Source organism: Tepidisphaeraceae bacterium, from assembly GCA_035998445.1.
In the GTDB taxonomy this organism is placed as follows: domain Bacteria; phylum Planctomycetota; class Phycisphaerae; order Tepidisphaerales; family Tepidisphaeraceae; genus DASYHQ01.
Map to the genome: position 1 here is coordinate 217,135 of DASYHQ010000026.1, position 16,527 is coordinate 233,661.

Genomic DNA, 16,527 nt, shown 5'->3' on the forward strand with positions numbered 1-16,527 from the left:
AAGAGATCCTTCGGAGTACCTCAGGATGACGAAATTCATTAGGCCCATCGGTCCCGCTCTTTCTTACTGCCCACTCGCCCCAATCCCGGTAGCCGCGACCGATCGGTGGTGCTACCGTTAGAACATGCAGGCGGACGAACCCACCGACGCGCCGGCCACGACCGAGACGATCCCGTGCCCCGGCTGTGACGAGGAGATCGAGATCGACCGGTCGGCCGGCGATAGCTTCCGCTGCCCCTATTGCAACGTCTCCTTCTCGCTCGGTAGTGGAGACGACGATGGCACCACCGACGACGGTGAGGCCGAGCGGACCGAGCTGGAGCGACGGACCGATGAGGAGTTGGACGGCCTCCGCATTCGCCAGTTCGCCGCCGAACGACGGGCGGCGTACCGCCAGCGGTCGTACGTGATCGTCGCGCTCGGTGGTTCCGCCGTGGCGGCCGGCCAATTGGTGTGGATGACCTATCAGCACGTGCGTCGCGCGGGATGGGAATGGAAGCCGATCGGCTACGTGCTGTTCGCGATCGCATGCGCAGTGGCGGCCGTCATGCTATCCAAGCAGGTGCGCGCCATGACGCGAGCCCTCACCGCAAGCGCCGGTGCCACATCCACATCGAACAGCGATCGCGAGCCCGACTTCTCGACGCTGGGTGATGGCAGCGATCGCTGGCAGAAGTTGAACGAGGTGCGGTAAGCCGAGCGCCGAGCGGAATGCATTCAAACAAAAACGCCCAGCCACATCAGTGGCTAGGCGTTCGTCTTGGAAGCCTGTCAGTTCAACCCTGCGGCCGTTCCTTACGGTTCGGGCGGGCTGAACTGGAGTTCCGTGAGATACTCGTACATCGCCGTCGCGGTGTTGTGGGCGGGATCGTCACCCTCGTGCAGCAGGGTGAAGTTCTCCTCTGCCGCCGCCTGGGCGAGGTCGCGCAGGGCACCGCGATAGGCGCTCTTGTCCAACGCCTGATGATACTTCTCAGCGAAGTAATCGTAGGCGTCAGGGTGTTTTTCGAACCAGTCCCACAGCTTCGGCGAGGGCCCGAGGTGCGGCAGGACGTGATCGACGGCGCACCACTCGCGCAGGTCTTTCGTCATCCCGTGCGGCTCAACCCAGATGCGCTGGCCGTCGTCGTCTTCGATCGGTTCAAGGAAATGCTTGATCTTGATCATCGTCGCCTCTCTCTGCTCCTTCGCAGGCCATCGCACATCCGGTGCGATAATCTTACAATACAACGACGTAAACTTTGTGAAGTTCGGTGGCAAAGTCCACTTTCATACCAATCGTTCATCGGCTCGCAACAACCCCCATCCGCAAGAATTGCGCGAAAATACGCGCACATCAGAACGCCAATAAAAACTGACGTGGAAACAGAAGAGTCCGGTAAAAATGAACTAAAAACACATTGTTATCAGGCGTGACTGTGGCGCCTCCTGCTATCACCACCACGGGCGTTTTCGCTGAAGCGGCAAGGTTCGCGCGTCGCTTGAGAGAGCGGTTGGGCCGCGCCCATCTCACGCTTTAGGGATGCGATTGAAGAGCACCACGAGCACCAGCGCGATTGCCGACAACAGCAGTACCGGCCCCACCGCGGCGTGGGGTTCGCCTTGCTCCCACAGGTTGTAAACGAGCACCGGCAGCGTCATCGGTCGGCCGGGCAGGTTGCCCATCACCATCACCGTCGCGCCGAACTCCCCGAGAGCCCGCGCAAATCCAAGGACGAGCCCGCTTGCCAGCCCGCGCCATGCAATCGGCACCGCCACCTGCCAGAAGGTCTGCCAGCGAGAGGCGCCGTTGACGCGCGCGATGTCGAACATCTCCCGCTCGATCGAACCGAACGCGGCCTTGGCCGGCAGGTAGAGCAACGGCGCCGCAACGACGGCGGCGGCAACCATGCCCCCTTCCGCGCGGAACAGCAGTGAATAGCCGTCCGTCGCGTCGGCCAGCCACTGGCCGATCCACCCACGCCGGCCGAACAGTACGATGAGCAGGTAACCCACGACAGTTGGTGGAAGCACGAGGGGCATGAGGATCAGCGCATCCACCACGCTGCGCCCGGTGAACCGCCGACGGCTGGCGGCGTACGCCAACGGCACCGCCAGCAGCGCCGCCAGCAACGTTGCCGGGATGGCGATCGACAGTGAGTACAGCAGCGTGCCCCAGAGGGTATTCATCGCGCGGGCACCGTTGTGGGAGCCGGCGACGTGGTGCTCGCCGTGGTCGGCGAGGCGGGCGCAGGGGGCACCTCGAAGCCCTTATCGCGCAGCGCACGCCGACCGGGCTCGGCCGTCAGGTAAGCCAGGAACCGCTCGGCCGCTGCACGCCGAGGTGTGGCGGTGACGATGGCTGCGGGGTATACGATCGGCTCGTGCAGCGACGGGTCAACCGCCGCGATCGAACGCACCCGCTCACGCGCATCGTTGGCGTCCATTGCGTAGACCAGACCCGCGTCCACTTCACCGCGCGCGACGTAGTCGAGCACTTGCCGCACGTTGTTGCCGTAGACCAACTTGTCCCGCACGGCGGCAGTCAAGCCACTCGCCGCCAACGCCTGGGCCGCGTAGTCACCTGCGGGCACGGTCTTCGGTTGTCCCGCTGCCAGCCGACGAACGCGATCGGTCGCCAGATCAGCCAATGACGTAATCGCCGGCCCACCGTCGACCGGCACGATCAGCACGAGTTGGTTGCGCGCCACCACGACGCGCGTCGCCGGATCGCCCAAGCCGTCGCGCAGCATCTCGTCCACCTGCCGGTCGGCCGCGGAGATGAAGACGTCGACCGGCGCGCCCGCCTTGATCTGCGCCAGTAGCGCCCCCGACGCCGCGAAGTTGAACGACACGGGGTCGCCCGTCGCGCGCTCGTAGTCGCCGCGCATTGCCTCCAGCGCCGGCTTCAAGCTGATGGCCGCCGACACGGTCAGGCGATCCTGCGCCAGCGCCGATGCCGCCGTCGCCAGCGTTGTGAGGAGCAGCACTAGGCGTGGAACGAATCGCGTGAGCATAGCGGACGACAGGGTACCAGAAACCGGTCGACGCCATCGCGGCGCGACGGGAGATCGACAAGGAGCACAGATGGACGAACGTCGATCATGCGACGCAAACGTTGCCGCTGAAGTGACAATGCCGGAGGCGACTGCGCTGTGTTCTGCGCGATCGATCGAGTCAATGTGACGGGGTGATACGGGCCAATGAAAATTGCCGGAATTCACTTTGACGGACGAAAAGCCAAAGGTATAAATAAAATCGCTTAGGTGGCGGGTTAGTCGCTCGGCCTCGGGAAAGTGTCTCTTGTTAACCCTTTCTTCTTGTCCCCTCCCTCCCGCGTCGGTTGGCATGTCAACCTCTTTCGATCGTGCCCGGAAAGAACCAATAGTCACTCGGGCTCTCAGTCTACCCATGCTTTAGGAGATCCCTATGGGTAAGAAGTTGTATGTCGGTAATTTGGCCTATGGCGTTGACAGCTCAGAGCTTGAGCAGATCTTCGGCGCGCACGGGACCGTGACCTCGGCCCAGATCATCAACGACCGTGACACCGGTCGCAGCAAGGGCTTCGGGTTCGTCGAGATGAGCAACGACGATGAAGCCCAGGCCGCGATTGCCGCCCTCAACGGGCAGCAGCACAACGGTCGCGCCCTGACCGTCAACGAAGCCCGTCCCCGTGAAGAGCGTGGTGGTGGCTTCGGTGGTGGCGGCGGCGGTGGCCGTGGCGGCTTCGGTGGTGGTGGCGGCGGTGGTGGCCGCGGCGGATTTGGTGGTGGAGGCGGCGGTGGTGGTGGCCGTGGTGGCTTCGGTGGCGGTGGTGGTGGACGTAGCGGTGGCGGTGGCCGAGATCGCTACTAAGCCGATCGATCATCCGACCTGCTAGTTCTATAGCATTGACCGCAAGGCCCTCGTGCAGACGAGGGCCTTGCTCGCTTTCCGGCTTGTGAGGGCTTTCACGAGCGCCGCGCCCTACTGCTTCAACTGCAGGAACGGCTGCATCGCCTCGAACCACTTCCGGGCCATCTTCTCCTGCCCGCTCGGGTTTGGGTGTGCCCAGTCAAACGTATCGGTCTGCGCGTGGTTCGGGTCCTCGTTCCACCCCTGGTAATGATGCACCGTCCGCACCGGCGACGCCTCCGTGTTCCGATCCTTCGCCATCGCTTCCACCAACGGCCGGATCTGTGCCGCGGCGCCGCCATTGAAGTTGAGATGGCCCACCAGCACGACGACCTTCGGGTTCGCCTCCCGCAGCATTCGGATCATGTCAGTGAGCGGTTCGACGATCGCCTTCTGATGGTCCTTGGCATCCTGATCGTTCGTGCCCAGGTGGATCAGCACGATGTCCGGGGCGGCCGGGTACTGCTTCATCCACTCCGCGAGCTTGTCTCGCACGGCCGCCGTCTTCCATCCGTAGTGACCCTCGTGATCGAGGTCCATCGGTTCGCCGTTGTGGTCCGGCCACTTGGCATCACCGTGCAGCCCGGTCCGGGTCGAGCCGATGAAGTCGAAGTCGGCGCCCGCGTCCTTGAGCATTCGGAACAGCGGCTGGCGGTAGGTGTACTCCTCGCGGTCGTTGCGTCCGCCTTGCGTGATCGAGTCGCCCAAGGGCAGGATCCGCACCGGGGTCGAGGCCTGCGCTTCCGCCGGCGCCGCCGTCGCCAGCATCAGACCCAATACCAGCGCCGCCGTCATCGCCATCAGCCATCCACTCGTCGCCATGAAATCTCCTCGCTTCCGAACGTCACACCGACTTTGGAACTAGCACGGCAGCGGCCGTCGAATGCGGCATCTGCGCCACACGGTCATTACCAACGTCAAGCGTCCCCGTTGCTCCAGGTGGGGCGCCTTGCAGTGGGCAGCCGAATCCAAGGTGTACCGTAGTGGACGAATCAGCGTTTGCATGAGCTCCCGCACGATTACGGGAACAGCCCCTTCAACCGGCTTGCCTCCGCGACACGGCTGATCGCGATGGAATACGCGGCAGTCCGGTAGTCGCAGTCGGCCTCGTCGGCCTTCGCGTTCACGGCGTCGAAGGCACGCTCCATGATCTTCTGCAGTTCGTCCTGCACTCGTTTTGCATCCCAGAAGTAGTTGTCCAAACCCTGCACCCATTCGAAGTAACTGACGGTTACGCCACCGGCGTTGGCGAGGATGTCGGGCAGGACGGTGACGCCGTTGTCGCGCAAAATCTCGTCGGCCTCGGGGGTGGTCGGGCCGTTGGCGCCTTCCACGATCGTCTGGGCGACGATGTGAGGCGCCACGTTCGCGTCGATCGTGTTCTCCATGGCGGCGGGGATCAGCACGTCGCACTCGCACGTCAGCAGTTCCTCGTTCGTCAGCACCTCCGAGTCCGGGTAGTCGTCGAGCGTGCCGTTCTCGCGGTAGTACGCGCCAGCGGCCTCGATGTCGATGCCGTCGTCGTCCCAGATGCCCCCCACGCGGTCGCTGACCGCCACGATGATCGCGCCGCGCTGCGCCAGCAGGCGAGCCGCGTTGTAGCCGACGTTGCCGAAGCCCTGCACTGCGATGCGCATGCCCTCGAGCGTCTTGTTGCGCGTCGCCAGGAATTTGCGCAGCACGTTCATCAGTCCGCGCCCGGTCGCCTCCTCGCGTCCCACGCTGCCGCCGACGGCGACGGGCTTGCCGGTGACGACGCCGAGCGCCTGATAGCCGACCATGGCGCTGTAGGTGTCTAGGAACCACGCCATGATCTGCGCATCGGTGCCGACGTCGGGCGCGGGGATGTCGTGCTGCGGGCCGATGATCGGCAAGACTTCCGTCACGTATCGCCGCGTGAGCCGTTCCTTCTCGCCCATCGAAAGCTTCTTCGGATCGCAGACGATGCCGCCCTTGGCGCCGCCGTAGGGCAAATCGACCAGCGCGTTCTTCCACGTCTGCAGCATGGCCAGCGCCATCACCTCATCGATGTTCACCGACGTGTCAAACCGCAGCCCGCCCTTGAACGGGCCGCGGGCGTTGTTGTGCTGCGCGCGATATCCAGTGAAGACTTGAATGCGGCCATCGTCCATCTTGACGGGACACGAGACCGTGAGCACCCGCTTCGGCGACGACAGCGCCGCCCGCCACATGGGATCGAGCGGCATCGTCTGATAGACGCGGTCGAAATAGAAGTTCGCGTTCTGCCAGAATTTCGACGTGTGGGTGGCCTTGGGCGCCAGGCGATCGAAGGGCTGGGTCATGCGGAGACTTTAGCGGATGAAGGTGGAGGGGACCAAGGAATCTCAATCCCGAATCCCAATGCCAAACAAATGGCCAAGCATTAAGTCTTGGCCACCGGGACTTCCTGCTCTGTGTCCGCCTCTGTGTGCTCGGTGCCCTCTGTGGTTCAACCTCTTTTTCGCACCTTCACGACGCCTTGGTGAGCTTCGCGTCGAACGGGTCTTAATGGAATACGGGGGGAGAGGTAGACGCCCTGAGAGACGGGCAGGAATGCCTGTCCTACAGAGGAAGGCGGATGGAGTCGTTGGGTCAGTTGGATCGCTCGACGACGAATCGCGCGATGGTGCGCAGGCCGTCGGCACGATCGCCGAGCGGTTTGATCGCAGCCAGGCCGAGGCGAAGTTGCTCGGTGGCTTCGGAACGGCTGGCGTCCAAGCCAAGCAGTTGGGGGTAGGTGTTCTTACCGCGGTCGCTGTCCTTGCCGGTGGCCTTGCCGAGCTGGGCGGGCGTGGCGGTGACGTCGAGCACGTCGTCGATGATCTGGAACGCCAAGCCGACGTGCCGGCCAAACGTGGTGACGGCCGTCAGGGTGGCGGCGTCGGCGCCGGCGGCGATCGCGCCCATGCGGCAGGCGGCCGTCAGCAGCGCGCCGGTCTTCAGCGCGTGGATCTGCTTCAATGCCTCGAATGACAGTGACTCGTTCTCGCCGGCCATGTCGAGGACCTGGCCACCGATCATGCCCAGCGGCCCGGTCGCCGTCGCCAGGTCGCGCGCCATTGACGCGGCGACCGCGGGGGCGGCGTCGGTCGCGATCACCTCGAACGCCATCGCGAGCATCGCGTCACCGGCGAGGATCGCCATCGCCTCGCCGAACACCTTGTGATTGGTCGGCCGGCCACGGCGCAGGTCGTCGTCGTCCATCGCGGGCAGGTCGTCGTGGACGAGCGAGAACGTGTGCACCAGCTCGATCGCCAGCGCCCCTGCCGTCGCCGATGCGCCGTCGGCGGCGGCGTCGCCACCGCAGGCGCGGGCGGTCTCCAGCACGAGCGCGGGGCGCAGGCGCTTGCCGCCGGCGGTCAAGCTGTAGGTGATCGCCTCGATCAGGCGCGGTGGCGCAGCGGGATAGCGCGCCGGCAGCGCGCGCAACGCCGCTTCGATCCGACCGGCCGCCGACTTCAGGAGGGTGATCGCGTCCATCATAGGTGATGCGGGAAGTGTAGCGGGCAAAACGCCAGCGGGCGACCCGTTGCCGGATCGCCCGCTGTGGATTGACGTTGTCAAAGGTGCGAGCCGGTTGAAACGCTCGCACCTTAGAAGCACCGGCCGCTGAAGCGGCCAGTCCGGTGGCGTTACGGTGTCACGGTGCCTGTGACGGCGCCACCGATGTTCTTGCGGCCGATGGCCCCGGCGGCCACGATCGCGCCGGCCTCCACGTTGCCGCGGACCACCAGCGACCCGAGCGTGCCGGCGACGTTGGTCGACGAGCCCGTGAGGATCGAACCGAACACGCTCAACACGCTCCACTCGTTGGCGGTCGAGGTGATCGGCGTCACGCCGTCGCCCAGGTCGCCACGGATCGTCACGTTGCCGAACGTGCCGGCCGACAGGTTCGCCACCACGTTGCCCGTGGTCGAGAACCGCCGCAGCAGCTGCCCCACCGCGAAGGTGTTGGGCGTGACGCCACCGGGCAACGGCAGCACGCTGCCGTTCGTCTGCGAGAACGACCCCAGGTCGCCACCGATGTTCACGTTGCTGATCACGTTGCCACCGCGGACCGTGAACGACCCGAGGTTGCCAGCGATGTCGATGTCGCCTCGCACCGAATTGGTGTTGGCACCCTCGGCGTTGGCGACCGAGATGCGCTTCACGTCACCCGTGGCGGTGATGTCACCGGCGAGCGTGCCGCGCACGTCGATCGTACCGATGTTGCCGTTCACCACGACGTTCGTGTCCAGCACGCCGCCGCGCACCGAGATGCCGGCAAGGTTACCGTTGATGGTCAACGTGCCGCCAGGCGTCAGCAGCGACGAACCGCGACCGATGGTGATCCGGCCGATCGATCCGTTGATCGTGAGGTTCTCGGCGCCAATGCCACCGACCGAGGTCAGCGAGTTGATGTTGTTAACGCCGGTCAGGTTGTCGACCCGGACGTTGCCCGTCGTCACCCCGCCGACGTAGACCTTGCCGATGCGCGAGCTGGCACGAATGTCGCCATCGAGGTCGCCGGCAATGTACACCGAACTCAAGGTGCCCGACGGACCGCTGGCAACGATCTCGGAGTTATCACCCAGCGACCCGTTGATGCGAATCGACCGGATGTTGCCGGTGACGTTCATGTCCATGCGGAACACGTCGCTGGCGGGCAGGAAACGCCCGATACGGCCGGTGGTGACGAGCAGGCCATCGATCCGATCGCGGGTGACGATCGTCCCGATTTGCCTGGAGAAGTTGAATTGGGTTGGGAACTCGATGCCGGTAACCGGCAGCGCGTTGATGTCCCGAGTGCGAATCTGATACGCGCTTGCGGTGCCGAGGTTGCGGAAACCGCGGGAGTCGGTGTTCTCGATGATGCCTGCGTCCGTCACACCGGGAATGACCGGCACAGATGCGGACGTGCCCAGGACCGCGTGGATGTCGGTCAACAGGTTGGGCGGGAACTCGAAGAACGGGTCAAAGTTCGTCGAGAAGTACTCGTCGACCGGTTGCGTCTCGCTGTAGCGGACGGTCGGGCTATAGCGCTCGGTGGATAGCAACTGCCCGTTGCCACGTGCCGAGAGCAGGTTCAGGTTTGCGCCCGACTGGATCAGGTTGTACCGCAGCCCGTATCCGTCAGTCGTCACGCGATTTACGGTGGCACCGGCAATGCCGATGATCTCGGTTGCGAAGATGCCGAATCCGTCTTCCACGTTGATCGTGTCGATGTTCGACGCGATGATCTGGCTGCCGATGATGCCGCCCCGACCACGGACGCTGATGTTGTCGATCACGTAGTTCGGCCGCGTCAGCGTGGTCCCGGGACCACCGGGGAACGTGCCACCGGCCGAGCCGAAGTCGATGCCGTTCTCGAACGTCGCGGCGACCTCGATGTCGGAGTTGATGATCGAGCCGTTCGACAGGCTGATCGTCCGGATCTCGGTATTCGAAATGATGTCACCGCGGATGTCCGAACCCAATCCTTGGTTCGTTACGGTCTGAATGATTCCCGTCGCGTAGATTCCTGAGAAGCCAACGCTACCGCTGCCCGACGGGGACAAGCCCTCGCCGACCTGCACGTAGCCGATGTTGCCACCGGTAGCGACAATTGGGCCGAACACGCCTTCGAAGTAGGCGCTTTCGTCCGTGCCGTCGTGATTGGCGCCCACCGTGTTGATCGCCCCGCTCACGATCAGGTTGCCAATGCCGCGCGAGCTGGTGACGAACCCGATGTTGTCGGCGACGACGCCGGTGCGCTGCTGTACGTACGGGTAGGAATTGTCCAGGACCGCCAACGGGTTGAGGGCCACGCCCTCGTACATCTGGCCGACGCCGATCGAACCGCGCGAATCGAGTTCGGCCAGGTCGCCGACCTTGATCGTGACGAGCTCACCACCGGTGTTATTGCGGATGCGGGTGAAGTTGCCACCGATCGTGACCGTCTGCTGAACTGTGGTAACGGCCCCGCCGGACGCGCCGGGATTGGTCGTAAGATCGGGCCCCGAGAAGAGCGGCGTCGTGCGTCCCTCGATCGAGAACACATCCACACGGGACGAGCCGGTGATATCGACCGTCAGCGGCACGGTCGGCGTACCGATCGCACTATTGTTTCGCACGGCTAGCCCAGTGATCGGGTCGATCACCAGCGGTCCACGTTCCCTGCGACGAACCGTACCACCAGGCAGGATGGGCAGACCGTCTGCGTTCAGCGTCATCGGAGTGCCCGCTCCGGTCACTTCGTGGATCGCGATGTTGCCCACCTCGACGGCGACACCCTGGCCACCGACGGCGCCGCCCTCAATGAGGACGCCTTGGACGTTCGGTCCGCTGACCGATGCGTCCACGAGCACCACACCGCCGGTGCGCACACCGTACGTGATAATGGTCAGCGATGGGCCGATCAGGGGATCAATCGTCGGATCGGTACCGTCAAAGAGCGGGTTGGGTGTGGTCGTGCCGACGGGCGTCACGCGGATCGTGCCACCGCCGTCGTCGGTGAACTCGCGTGCGACGCCGACGTCGAAGGTCGTGTTGCTGCCGCGTTCGCCGACCGGCTCACCAATGCCGAAGAACTCGTCTTGATAAACGGCGCCACCCACGTGCATGTAGCGGACGTTGCCACCCTGGCCCGTATAGATCGCAGCACCACCGGTTGCCGGGAGTTCCGGATCGCCACCGTTGGTGTTGAAGTTGTCCGGCGTCTGGCCCTGTGAAACGTCAAACGGGTTGGTGCCGAAGTCACCAGCGACGTCGATCAGGCCGATGATGCCGTCGGCACCCTGCTCGTCGATGTTCACTCGGAAGAAGCTGGGCGTGGGGCTGGCGGTGTCACCAGCGCGGAACGCGCCCATGCCGCGCACGGCCGCGAGATACATGCTGCCGGTCGCGAACGCGTCGAACAGCTGGAGGCTGCCGTTGATGTGCGCGCTGCTGACGGTGAGGAAACTCGACCGGGCGCGCAGCAGCCCGATGTTGCCCGCGTCGGTCTGGATGTTGAAGTGGCCGAACAGCAATTCCGTGGTCTGACCGATCGCAGCCGCATCCACCGCGCGGATGTGGCCCGCCTGAGTGCGGATGTCGTCGCGGCCCGTGAAGTCAAACTGTCCCTCGGCCAGGTTGTTGATCGGGTCGTAGGAGAAGATGGCGCCGTCCGCAGCGCCGAAGCTGACGCTGGCGCCGGCGAACATGGAGCCAAGGTCGCCAAAGCCGACGCGGAACGATTCGGCCTCGCGCAGGTTCCAGATGTCGGCCCCGGCCGACACGCCGCCCATCGCGACGTTGCCAACCCGGCGAACATTCAACTGATATGTCCCGCCAATCAAGGACGTGGAACAGACGAACTTGTAGATGCCTGGCCGATCGGCCGTCACGCGGAACGCCTTGCCTGCGTTCGCGTTCAGGTGAGCGCTGTCGCTGCTGATGCGCCGGCCATCGGGGTCGTAGACATCGACCCGCCCAGCGACGTTCTGCACGATGATCGTCTGCCCCGCCAACAGACTGACGGCATACGTGTCCGTCGCGTCGGCGATGCTATCCCGCGTTCCGTTGATGCGGATGAACCCGTTGATGTCGTCGGTGCCGATCGCGTTCAGGTACTGCGGGTTCTCCAGCGTGTCGTTCCATAGGAACGCGGAATCTGGCGCGTTCGATCCCAACAACCCTTCGAGCAGGTTGAGGCCCGACACGTCAAGTACGTCGTTGGTTGTGGTATTGGCGTGGTGCTCGTACTCGCGCTGGTCCTCGGCGTCGTAGCCGGGGGCGATGTTCTCGGCCACGAGCGACCCAAGGATCGAGGCGTGTGCCTGGAAGTGACCGACCTCGCCTTGAATGATCCCGTCGAAGCCAGAAGCGTACTGCTCAACATCGCCGGGCGTTACCCCCGAGATGGTGCCGATGTGCGACTTGACGATCAGGCTGTTGATGTCGCCGTTGACCGAGAAGTTCCCCTGGCGGCTCGTGGTGCCGAGGTTCGCTCCGTTGATGGCACCGGTCAACAGCAGGCCGTTGTAGTAGGTGTCGATCGAGCCGCCCAGATTTACGGCACCGGTCATGGTGCCCGCGATGAGCACCTTCCCCATGTTCACGCCCACCGCCGAGGTGAGGCCTGAGGTAATGACTGGCTCGCGCGGCAGTTGACCGTAGGTCTCGTCGGGCGCGTACTCGGCCTCGGTGAACGGAATCCAACGAGTCGGCTCGGCCGCGAGCACCCGCCCACCGATGTAGACCCGCCCGATGTCAGCCGGGAACGGAATCGGAGCGACCTGAACGGCCGTCTGCAGCGGAACCGTCGACGTGTCCGTGAACGTGTCGAAGACGCGACGGGCGCCCTTGATCGATGAGACGACCATGCTGTAGGTCGCGTCCCGGTCGGCCGAGACGATGTGGATGCGGAAAACGTCGGCGTTGGCGAACCGGCGGACCGAGCTGATGATGACCAACTCGTCGCTGGTCGCATCGACACCGACGAACGCCCCGGTGGCGCCGGTGATCGGGTCGACCACGGTCGGGTTGTACGAGAAGCCCTGGATGTCCGAGCCGCGCACCGGATCGTTGGCATCGCTGGGATCGGGCAGCGAGCCGATAACCAATCCCGGCAGGGTACCACCCACCGGTTGAGTCAGGTCGATTTCAAGCAGCGAAGGATCAATGTCTGCCCCATCGCCACCCCCACCGCCACCACCGTCACCACCCACACCTTCAGCCGTAGCGGTTTCCGAAGTGGTCAGGAACAACGTTTCCGCAGCGGCGTTCGGATCATCGACACCGACCTCAATGCCGGTGACCACCAGAAGGTTATCACCCTGATACGTGATGCGCCCCAGGTTCTGCTGCGTGCCGGCGCCGATGTTGATGGACGTCAGGCGGTTGATCGTCTGCACGACCGACGTCTGACCACCGCTGACCACCTGCGTGAGGTTCGTGGATGCCAGCAGCCGCGCCGTCGTGGGCGTAAGCTGGTCGAACGTGATCGAGTTGACGATGGCCTCGTTCGTCTGCAACTCGTAGCTGCCGTCCTGCGTCTGGTTCACGAACTGGATGAAGCCGAAGTCGAGGTTGTACGCGGTGACGCTTGCGTTGATGGCGGCGGCGGCGGTGGCCGCGGCGCCCGGGTTGGTGATCGCGGCGTTGCCGGCCGGCGCAACGTTGACCGAGTACAGCTGCGGACGGGCCGTGGTGCCCGTCTCACCGTCGGGGAAGGTCACGATCGTATCACCGTGGACCACGAAGAACAGGTTGCCGCTGATCGGGTCGAACGACGCAGCAGTGACACCGTTGATGGTGCCGCCATTGAAGAACGTCGCGGCACCACCAGGCGAGAGGATCGAGGGCGTCAGGTCGGCGATAACCGTGCCGACGACGCTCTCGGGGCCCGGGCGCGTATCGCCGGGCAGGTTGTCGAAGCGCACCAGCGCTGCGCGCTGCACGGTGGCGCCACCGAGGGACTGCTCGAAGACGTTGATGCCGTACATCAGTCCTGCGGGCGTGCTGGCCAGCGCCTGGAAGTTGATATTGTCGACGCCCTCGTTGTCGAAGAGGATCACGGTCGCCGGGCCACCCAGGATGCCGCCCGGATCGACGATGTCGATGCCGGCCTCGCTGATGCCCGTGATCGGGTTGGCCGCGCCAGGCGTACCGAGCAGCTGCGTCCCACCCACACCGCCGACGCCACCCAACACCGACGTGCCGTTCAGCAGGCCGGGGATCTCCGTCAGCCCCACGTCACCGAACTGCGTCGGGAATGCGCCGACCACTTCCGCAACAATGTTGCCGGTAAGCTTGACGTGCACCTGCGCGCCATCGGGGCGACTATCGGGACTGGCAAAGATGAACTCATCCCCGCCCGTGAGCGTGATGAAGTACTGGCGCCCCTCCAACGCCTCGATGGTGAATGCTGCAGCGCGAGAAACGGCGGAGCGGGACGAGCGACGACGACGCATGCGGGGTATCCTCCTCAGCCACGATCCATCCGCACGAGATGCGGATCAGGTTGTTCGGGGGCTGAAACGGGGTTGGTGTGTCCGGGGCGAGAATGCCTCTGTTTGTGCCGGTGTCACTTACCACCCAAGGGTGCAGATTTGGAACTGACGACGCTCTGTCCCGTCGCAAGTTCCGGCTCCAGGTTGATAGCCCTGTTTCTATCCGTTGCTCCCCCAACTGTCAACGAGAACCCACGTTCACAACAAGCCGTTGATACGGTTCGTCTTATCGGACCTGTACCGTTTACGAGGCGTCACGGTTTCGGTGAGTTGAGCCGGCGGGCAGGATGGGGGATGTTGGGGTGCAATTCGCGCCCCTGAAACGGCAAGGCCCGGCGACGCGCGGTCTTGCATTTCCGGCGTCGGTGCCCGACAACGCCTGCATGCAGATCCTTCCCAGCATCGACCTCCGCGCCGGTCGCGTGGTTCGCCTGAAGCAAGGCGATTACGGCCAGCAGATCAACTACGACGTCGACCCGTTCGACGTCGCCCGCTCGTTCGCGGCCGCCGGGGCGACGTGGATGCACGTCGTCGATCTCGATGGTGCCAAAGAGGGTCGGCCGGTTCAGACCGAGCTGGTCGCCCGCCTTGCCAATACCGCCGGGCTGAAGGTGGAGGTGGGCGGTGGCATTCGATCCGAGGCGGATATCGACGCGTTGCGCGACGCCGGCGTGGAGCGCGTGGTCGTCGGGACGGCGGCGCTGGAGAAGTGGGATTGGTTTGCCAAGCTGGTGGCAAACCCGCGATACCATGGCCGAATCGTGCTGGCGCTGGACGCCAAGGACGGTGTCGTGGCGACGCGCGGCTGGACGCAGCTGTCCGGCCGGCTGGCCGTCGACGTCGCCCGCGACGTCTCCGATTGGCCACTGGCCGCCCTGCTTTACACCGACGTCGCCAAGGACGGCATGCTGACCGGCCCCAATTTCCAGCAGACCCGCGCGATCGCCGAGGCCGGCAAGGTGCCAGTGATCGCCAGTGGTGGCGTGGGGGATATTGACCACGTGCAGACACTGACCACCCTGCCAGTCTGGGGCGCAATCGTCGGCCGTAGCCTGTACGAAGGGAAGGTTGATCTGGTCGAGGCGGTAAAGGTAGCTTCGGAAACGCGTTAGGCACTGTCTGCGGGATCAAGTTCTGCCATCCAAGGCTCAAAGTGTCATCCCAGTGGGAGCCTAGGCGACCTGAGGGACCTCGAACGGCCTTGAGTTGCTGGGATAGTCGAGATCCCTCCCATCGCCCCCATCGGTCACCACGCCCCCTTCACCTCCGCGATCTCTTCCATTACCCTGTCGGCGCCCTTGGAAGGAGAACCCCCTGAAGACGAAGGATATCGGCCGGCTGTTCATCGACCGGTTTGGCGTGCGACTGTCAGAGCCCATGTGCGACTACGTCACCCGGCGGTTGCGCGCGGGCCAACCCATGCCCGACCTGCTCGCAATCATGGGTGGCGACGCCCGCACCGGCACCCCAATGCGCTACTTCGCCCCGACGGCACCGCTGTTGACCGACGAAGAACCGAAGCTGGCGTGAGGTCCTCTAAAAAAATGTGACGACGCGTCATCCTGAGGTACGCCGAAGGATCTCTTCCGTCCCACGCGCAGAAGGAGAGGAGATCCTTCGGCGTACCTCAGGATGACGATCATTTGCACGGTCGAACGTACGAATCAATCCAACACTTGCACGGAAAACTTCCCATGATTTACACCGGTACCGCCCACGCTCGCGCTGGCCTTGTTGGCAACCCGTCCGACGGGTATTTCGGCAAGACGATCTCGTTCATCATCCGAAACTTCAGCGCCACCGTGACCCTCTGGGACAGCCCCCACTTCGAAATCCTGCCCACGCACGGCGACCTGGCCCGCTACGACTCGGTGAAGGCGTTCTTGCGCGATCAGAAGTTGTTCGGCTACTACGGTGGCATGCGGTTGATGAAGGCGAGCGTCCGGCGGTTCCACGACCACTTCGCCAAGCAGAACGTGCCGCTGCGCGATGGGAACTTCACGATGCAGTTCAACAGCGACATCCCGCGGCTCGTCGGGCTGTCGGGCAGCAGCGGCATCGTGGTCGCGACGTTCCGGGCGCTGATAAAGTTCTACAACGTCGAGATCGCCAAGGAGGTCATGCCCGGCCTGGTGCTGTCGGTCGAGCGCGACGAACTGGGCATCACCGCCGGCCTGCAGGACCGCGTGATCCAGACCTACGAGGGCCTGGTGCACATGAACTTCGACCGCAAGCTGCTCGAGTCGCGCGGCTACGGCGAGTACACGTACCTTCAACCGAAACCCATGCCTCCGTTGTACGTCGCCTACGACGCCGAGCGCGCCGAGATTTCCGACGTCACTCATCGCAACCTGAAAGCACTGTGGGAGAAAGGCGACCCGACGGTCGTCGGCGCCATGGACAAGCTGCGCGCCTTAGTGGACCGCGGGCAGTCGGCGATCAAGGCGGGCGACTGGGACGAACTGCACAAGGTGACAAACGAGAACTTCGAGATCCGCAAGACCATCATGCCGATCGCGATGGAGAACCAACGCATGATCGACGTCGCCCGCAGCGTCGGCGCCAGCGCCAAGTTCGCCGGCAGCGGCGGCGCGATCTGCGGTGTCTATCACGGCGAGAAGCAGTACAACGACCTCGTGGCCGCGCTCGGCGAGATCAAGTGCAGCGTGCTGAAGCCCGTGGTGTATGAGGATTAGGAAGG

General features: G+C 64.3%; 12 protein-coding genes. 5 read left to right on the forward strand and 7 right to left on the reverse strand.

Going from position 1 to position 16,527, the window contains the following annotated elements:
• Positions 1 to 124: 124 nt before the first annotated feature.
• Complete coding sequence (locus VGN72_11830; GenBank protein ID HEV7300047.1) at positions 125 to 694, forward strand: hypothetical protein; 570 nt, start codon at positions 125 to 127, stop codon at positions 692 to 694.
• Positions 695 to 795: 101 nt separating this feature from the next.
• Here the strand turns inward: VGN72_11830 and VGN72_11835 are convergent, their stop codons facing one another.
• The 3 genes from VGN72_11835 to modA form a co-directional block, all read right to left on the reverse strand.
• The gene (locus VGN72_11835) at positions 796 to 1,167 is read right to left on the reverse strand and encodes a DUF488 family protein (GenBank protein ID HEV7300048.1); all 372 of its coding nucleotides are present in this window, start codon (positions 1,165 to 1,167) and stop codon (positions 796 to 798) included.
• A gap of 342 nt (positions 1,168 to 1,509) precedes the next feature.
• The gene (gene modB / locus VGN72_11840) at positions 1,510 to 2,169 is read right to left on the reverse strand and encodes a molybdate ABC transporter permease subunit (GenBank protein HEV7300049.1); all 660 of its coding nucleotides are present in this window, start codon (positions 2,167 to 2,169) and stop codon (positions 1,510 to 1,512) included.
• A complete protein-coding gene (gene modA / locus VGN72_11845; protein ID HEV7300050.1) occupies positions 2,166 to 2,969 on the reverse strand; it encodes a molybdate ABC transporter substrate-binding protein in 804 nt (267 codons plus the stop codon). The genes modB and modA overlap by 4 nt, the downstream gene beginning before the upstream one ends.
• A 439-nt stretch (positions 2,970 to 3,408) precedes the next feature.
• On the opposite strand from modA, the gene VGN72_11850 reads away from it, so the two are divergent.
• Positions 3,409 to 3,834: an RNA-binding protein gene (locus VGN72_11850; GenBank protein ID HEV7300051.1), complete on the forward strand. Its 426-nt coding sequence runs from the start codon at positions 3,409 to 3,411 to the stop codon at positions 3,832 to 3,834.
• 111 nt (positions 3,835 to 3,945) lie between these two features.
• Here the strand turns inward: VGN72_11850 and VGN72_11855 are convergent, their stop codons facing one another.
• The 4 genes from VGN72_11855 to VGN72_11870 form a co-directional block, all read right to left on the reverse strand.
• A complete protein-coding gene (locus VGN72_11855; GenBank protein HEV7300052.1) occupies positions 3,946 to 4,695 on the reverse strand; it encodes a GDSL-type esterase/lipase family protein in 750 nt (249 codons plus the stop codon).
• A 197-nt stretch (positions 4,696 to 4,892) separates the two neighbouring features.
• A complete protein-coding gene (locus VGN72_11860; GenBank protein ID HEV7300053.1) occupies positions 4,893 to 6,176 on the reverse strand; it encodes a Glu/Leu/Phe/Val dehydrogenase in 1,284 nt (427 codons plus the stop codon).
• A 289-nt stretch (positions 6,177 to 6,465) separates the two neighbouring features.
• Positions 6,466 to 7,356 carry a farnesyl diphosphate synthase gene (locus VGN72_11865; GenBank protein ID HEV7300054.1) on the reverse strand — a complete coding sequence of 297 codons (891 nt, stop codon included), beginning with the start codon at positions 7,354 to 7,356 and terminating at the stop codon, positions 6,466 to 6,468.
• A gap of 149 nt (positions 7,357 to 7,505) precedes the next feature.
• Positions 7,506 to 13,787 (reverse strand): hypothetical protein, encoded by a 6,282-nt coding sequence (locus VGN72_11870; protein ID HEV7300055.1) that lies wholly within the window; start codon positions 13,785 to 13,787, stop codon positions 7,506 to 7,508.
• A gap of 422 nt (positions 13,788 to 14,209) precedes the next feature.
• On the opposite strand from VGN72_11870, the gene hisA reads away from it, so the two are divergent.
• The 3 genes from hisA (at position 14,210) to VGN72_11885 (ending at position 16,522) form a co-directional block, all read left to right on the forward strand.
• Positions 14,210 to 14,938, forward strand: coding sequence for a 1-(5-phosphoribosyl)-5-[(5-phosphoribosylamino)methylideneamino]imidazole-4-carboxamide isomerase (gene hisA, locus VGN72_11875; GenBank protein HEV7300056.1), 729 nt, complete (start codon positions 14,210 to 14,212; stop codon positions 14,936 to 14,938).
• A 247-nt stretch (positions 14,939 to 15,185) separates the two neighbouring features.
• Positions 15,186 to 15,356 carry a hypothetical protein gene (locus tag VGN72_11880; GenBank protein ID HEV7300057.1) on the forward strand — a complete coding sequence of 57 codons (171 nt, stop codon included), beginning with the start codon at positions 15,186 to 15,188 and terminating at the stop codon, positions 15,354 to 15,356.
• 164 nt (positions 15,357 to 15,520) lie between these two features.
• Positions 15,521 to 16,522, forward strand: a complete 1,002-nt coding sequence (locus VGN72_11885; GenBank protein HEV7300058.1) for a hypothetical protein — start codon at positions 15,521 to 15,523, stop codon at positions 16,520 to 16,522.
• The last annotated feature ends 5 nt before the right edge of the window (positions 16,523 to 16,527 follow it).

Excerpts from the sequence above, each read along its gene's own strand:
- hisA (HEV7300056.1), top strand. The coding sequence starts at position 14,210 with ATGCAGATCCTTCCCAGCATCGACCTCCGCGCCGGTCGCGTGGTTCGC.
- VGN72_11855 (HEV7300052.1), bottom strand. The coding sequence starts at position 4,695 with ATGGCGACGAGTGGATGGCTGATGGCGATGACGGCGGCGCTGGTATTG.
- VGN72_11850 (HEV7300051.1), top strand. The coding sequence starts at position 3,409 with ATGGGTAAGAAGTTGTATGTCGGTAATTTGGCCTATGGCGTTGACAGC.
- VGN72_11870 (HEV7300055.1), bottom strand. The coding sequence starts at position 13,787 with ATGCGTCGTCGTCGCTCGTCCCGCTCCGCCGTTTCTCGCGCTGCAGCA.
- VGN72_11860 (HEV7300053.1), bottom strand. The coding sequence starts at position 6,176 with ATGACCCAGCCCTTCGATCGCCTGGCGCCCAAGGCCACCCACACGTCG.
- VGN72_11835 (HEV7300048.1), bottom strand. The coding sequence starts at position 1,167 with ATGATCAAGATCAAGCATTTCCTTGAACCGATCGAAGACGACGACGGC.
- VGN72_11865 (HEV7300054.1), bottom strand. The coding sequence starts at position 7,356 with ATGATGGACGCGATCACCCTCCTGAAGTCGGCGGCCGGTCGGATCGAA.
- VGN72_11885 (HEV7300058.1), top strand. The coding sequence starts at position 15,521 with ATGATTTACACCGGTACCGCCCACGCTCGCGCTGGCCTTGTTGGCAAC.
- VGN72_11830 (HEV7300047.1), top strand. The coding sequence starts at position 125 with ATGCAGGCGGACGAACCCACCGACGCGCCGGCCACGACCGAGACGATC.
- modB (HEV7300049.1), bottom strand. The coding sequence starts at position 2,169 with ATGAATACCCTCTGGGGCACGCTGCTGTACTCACTGTCGATCGCCATC.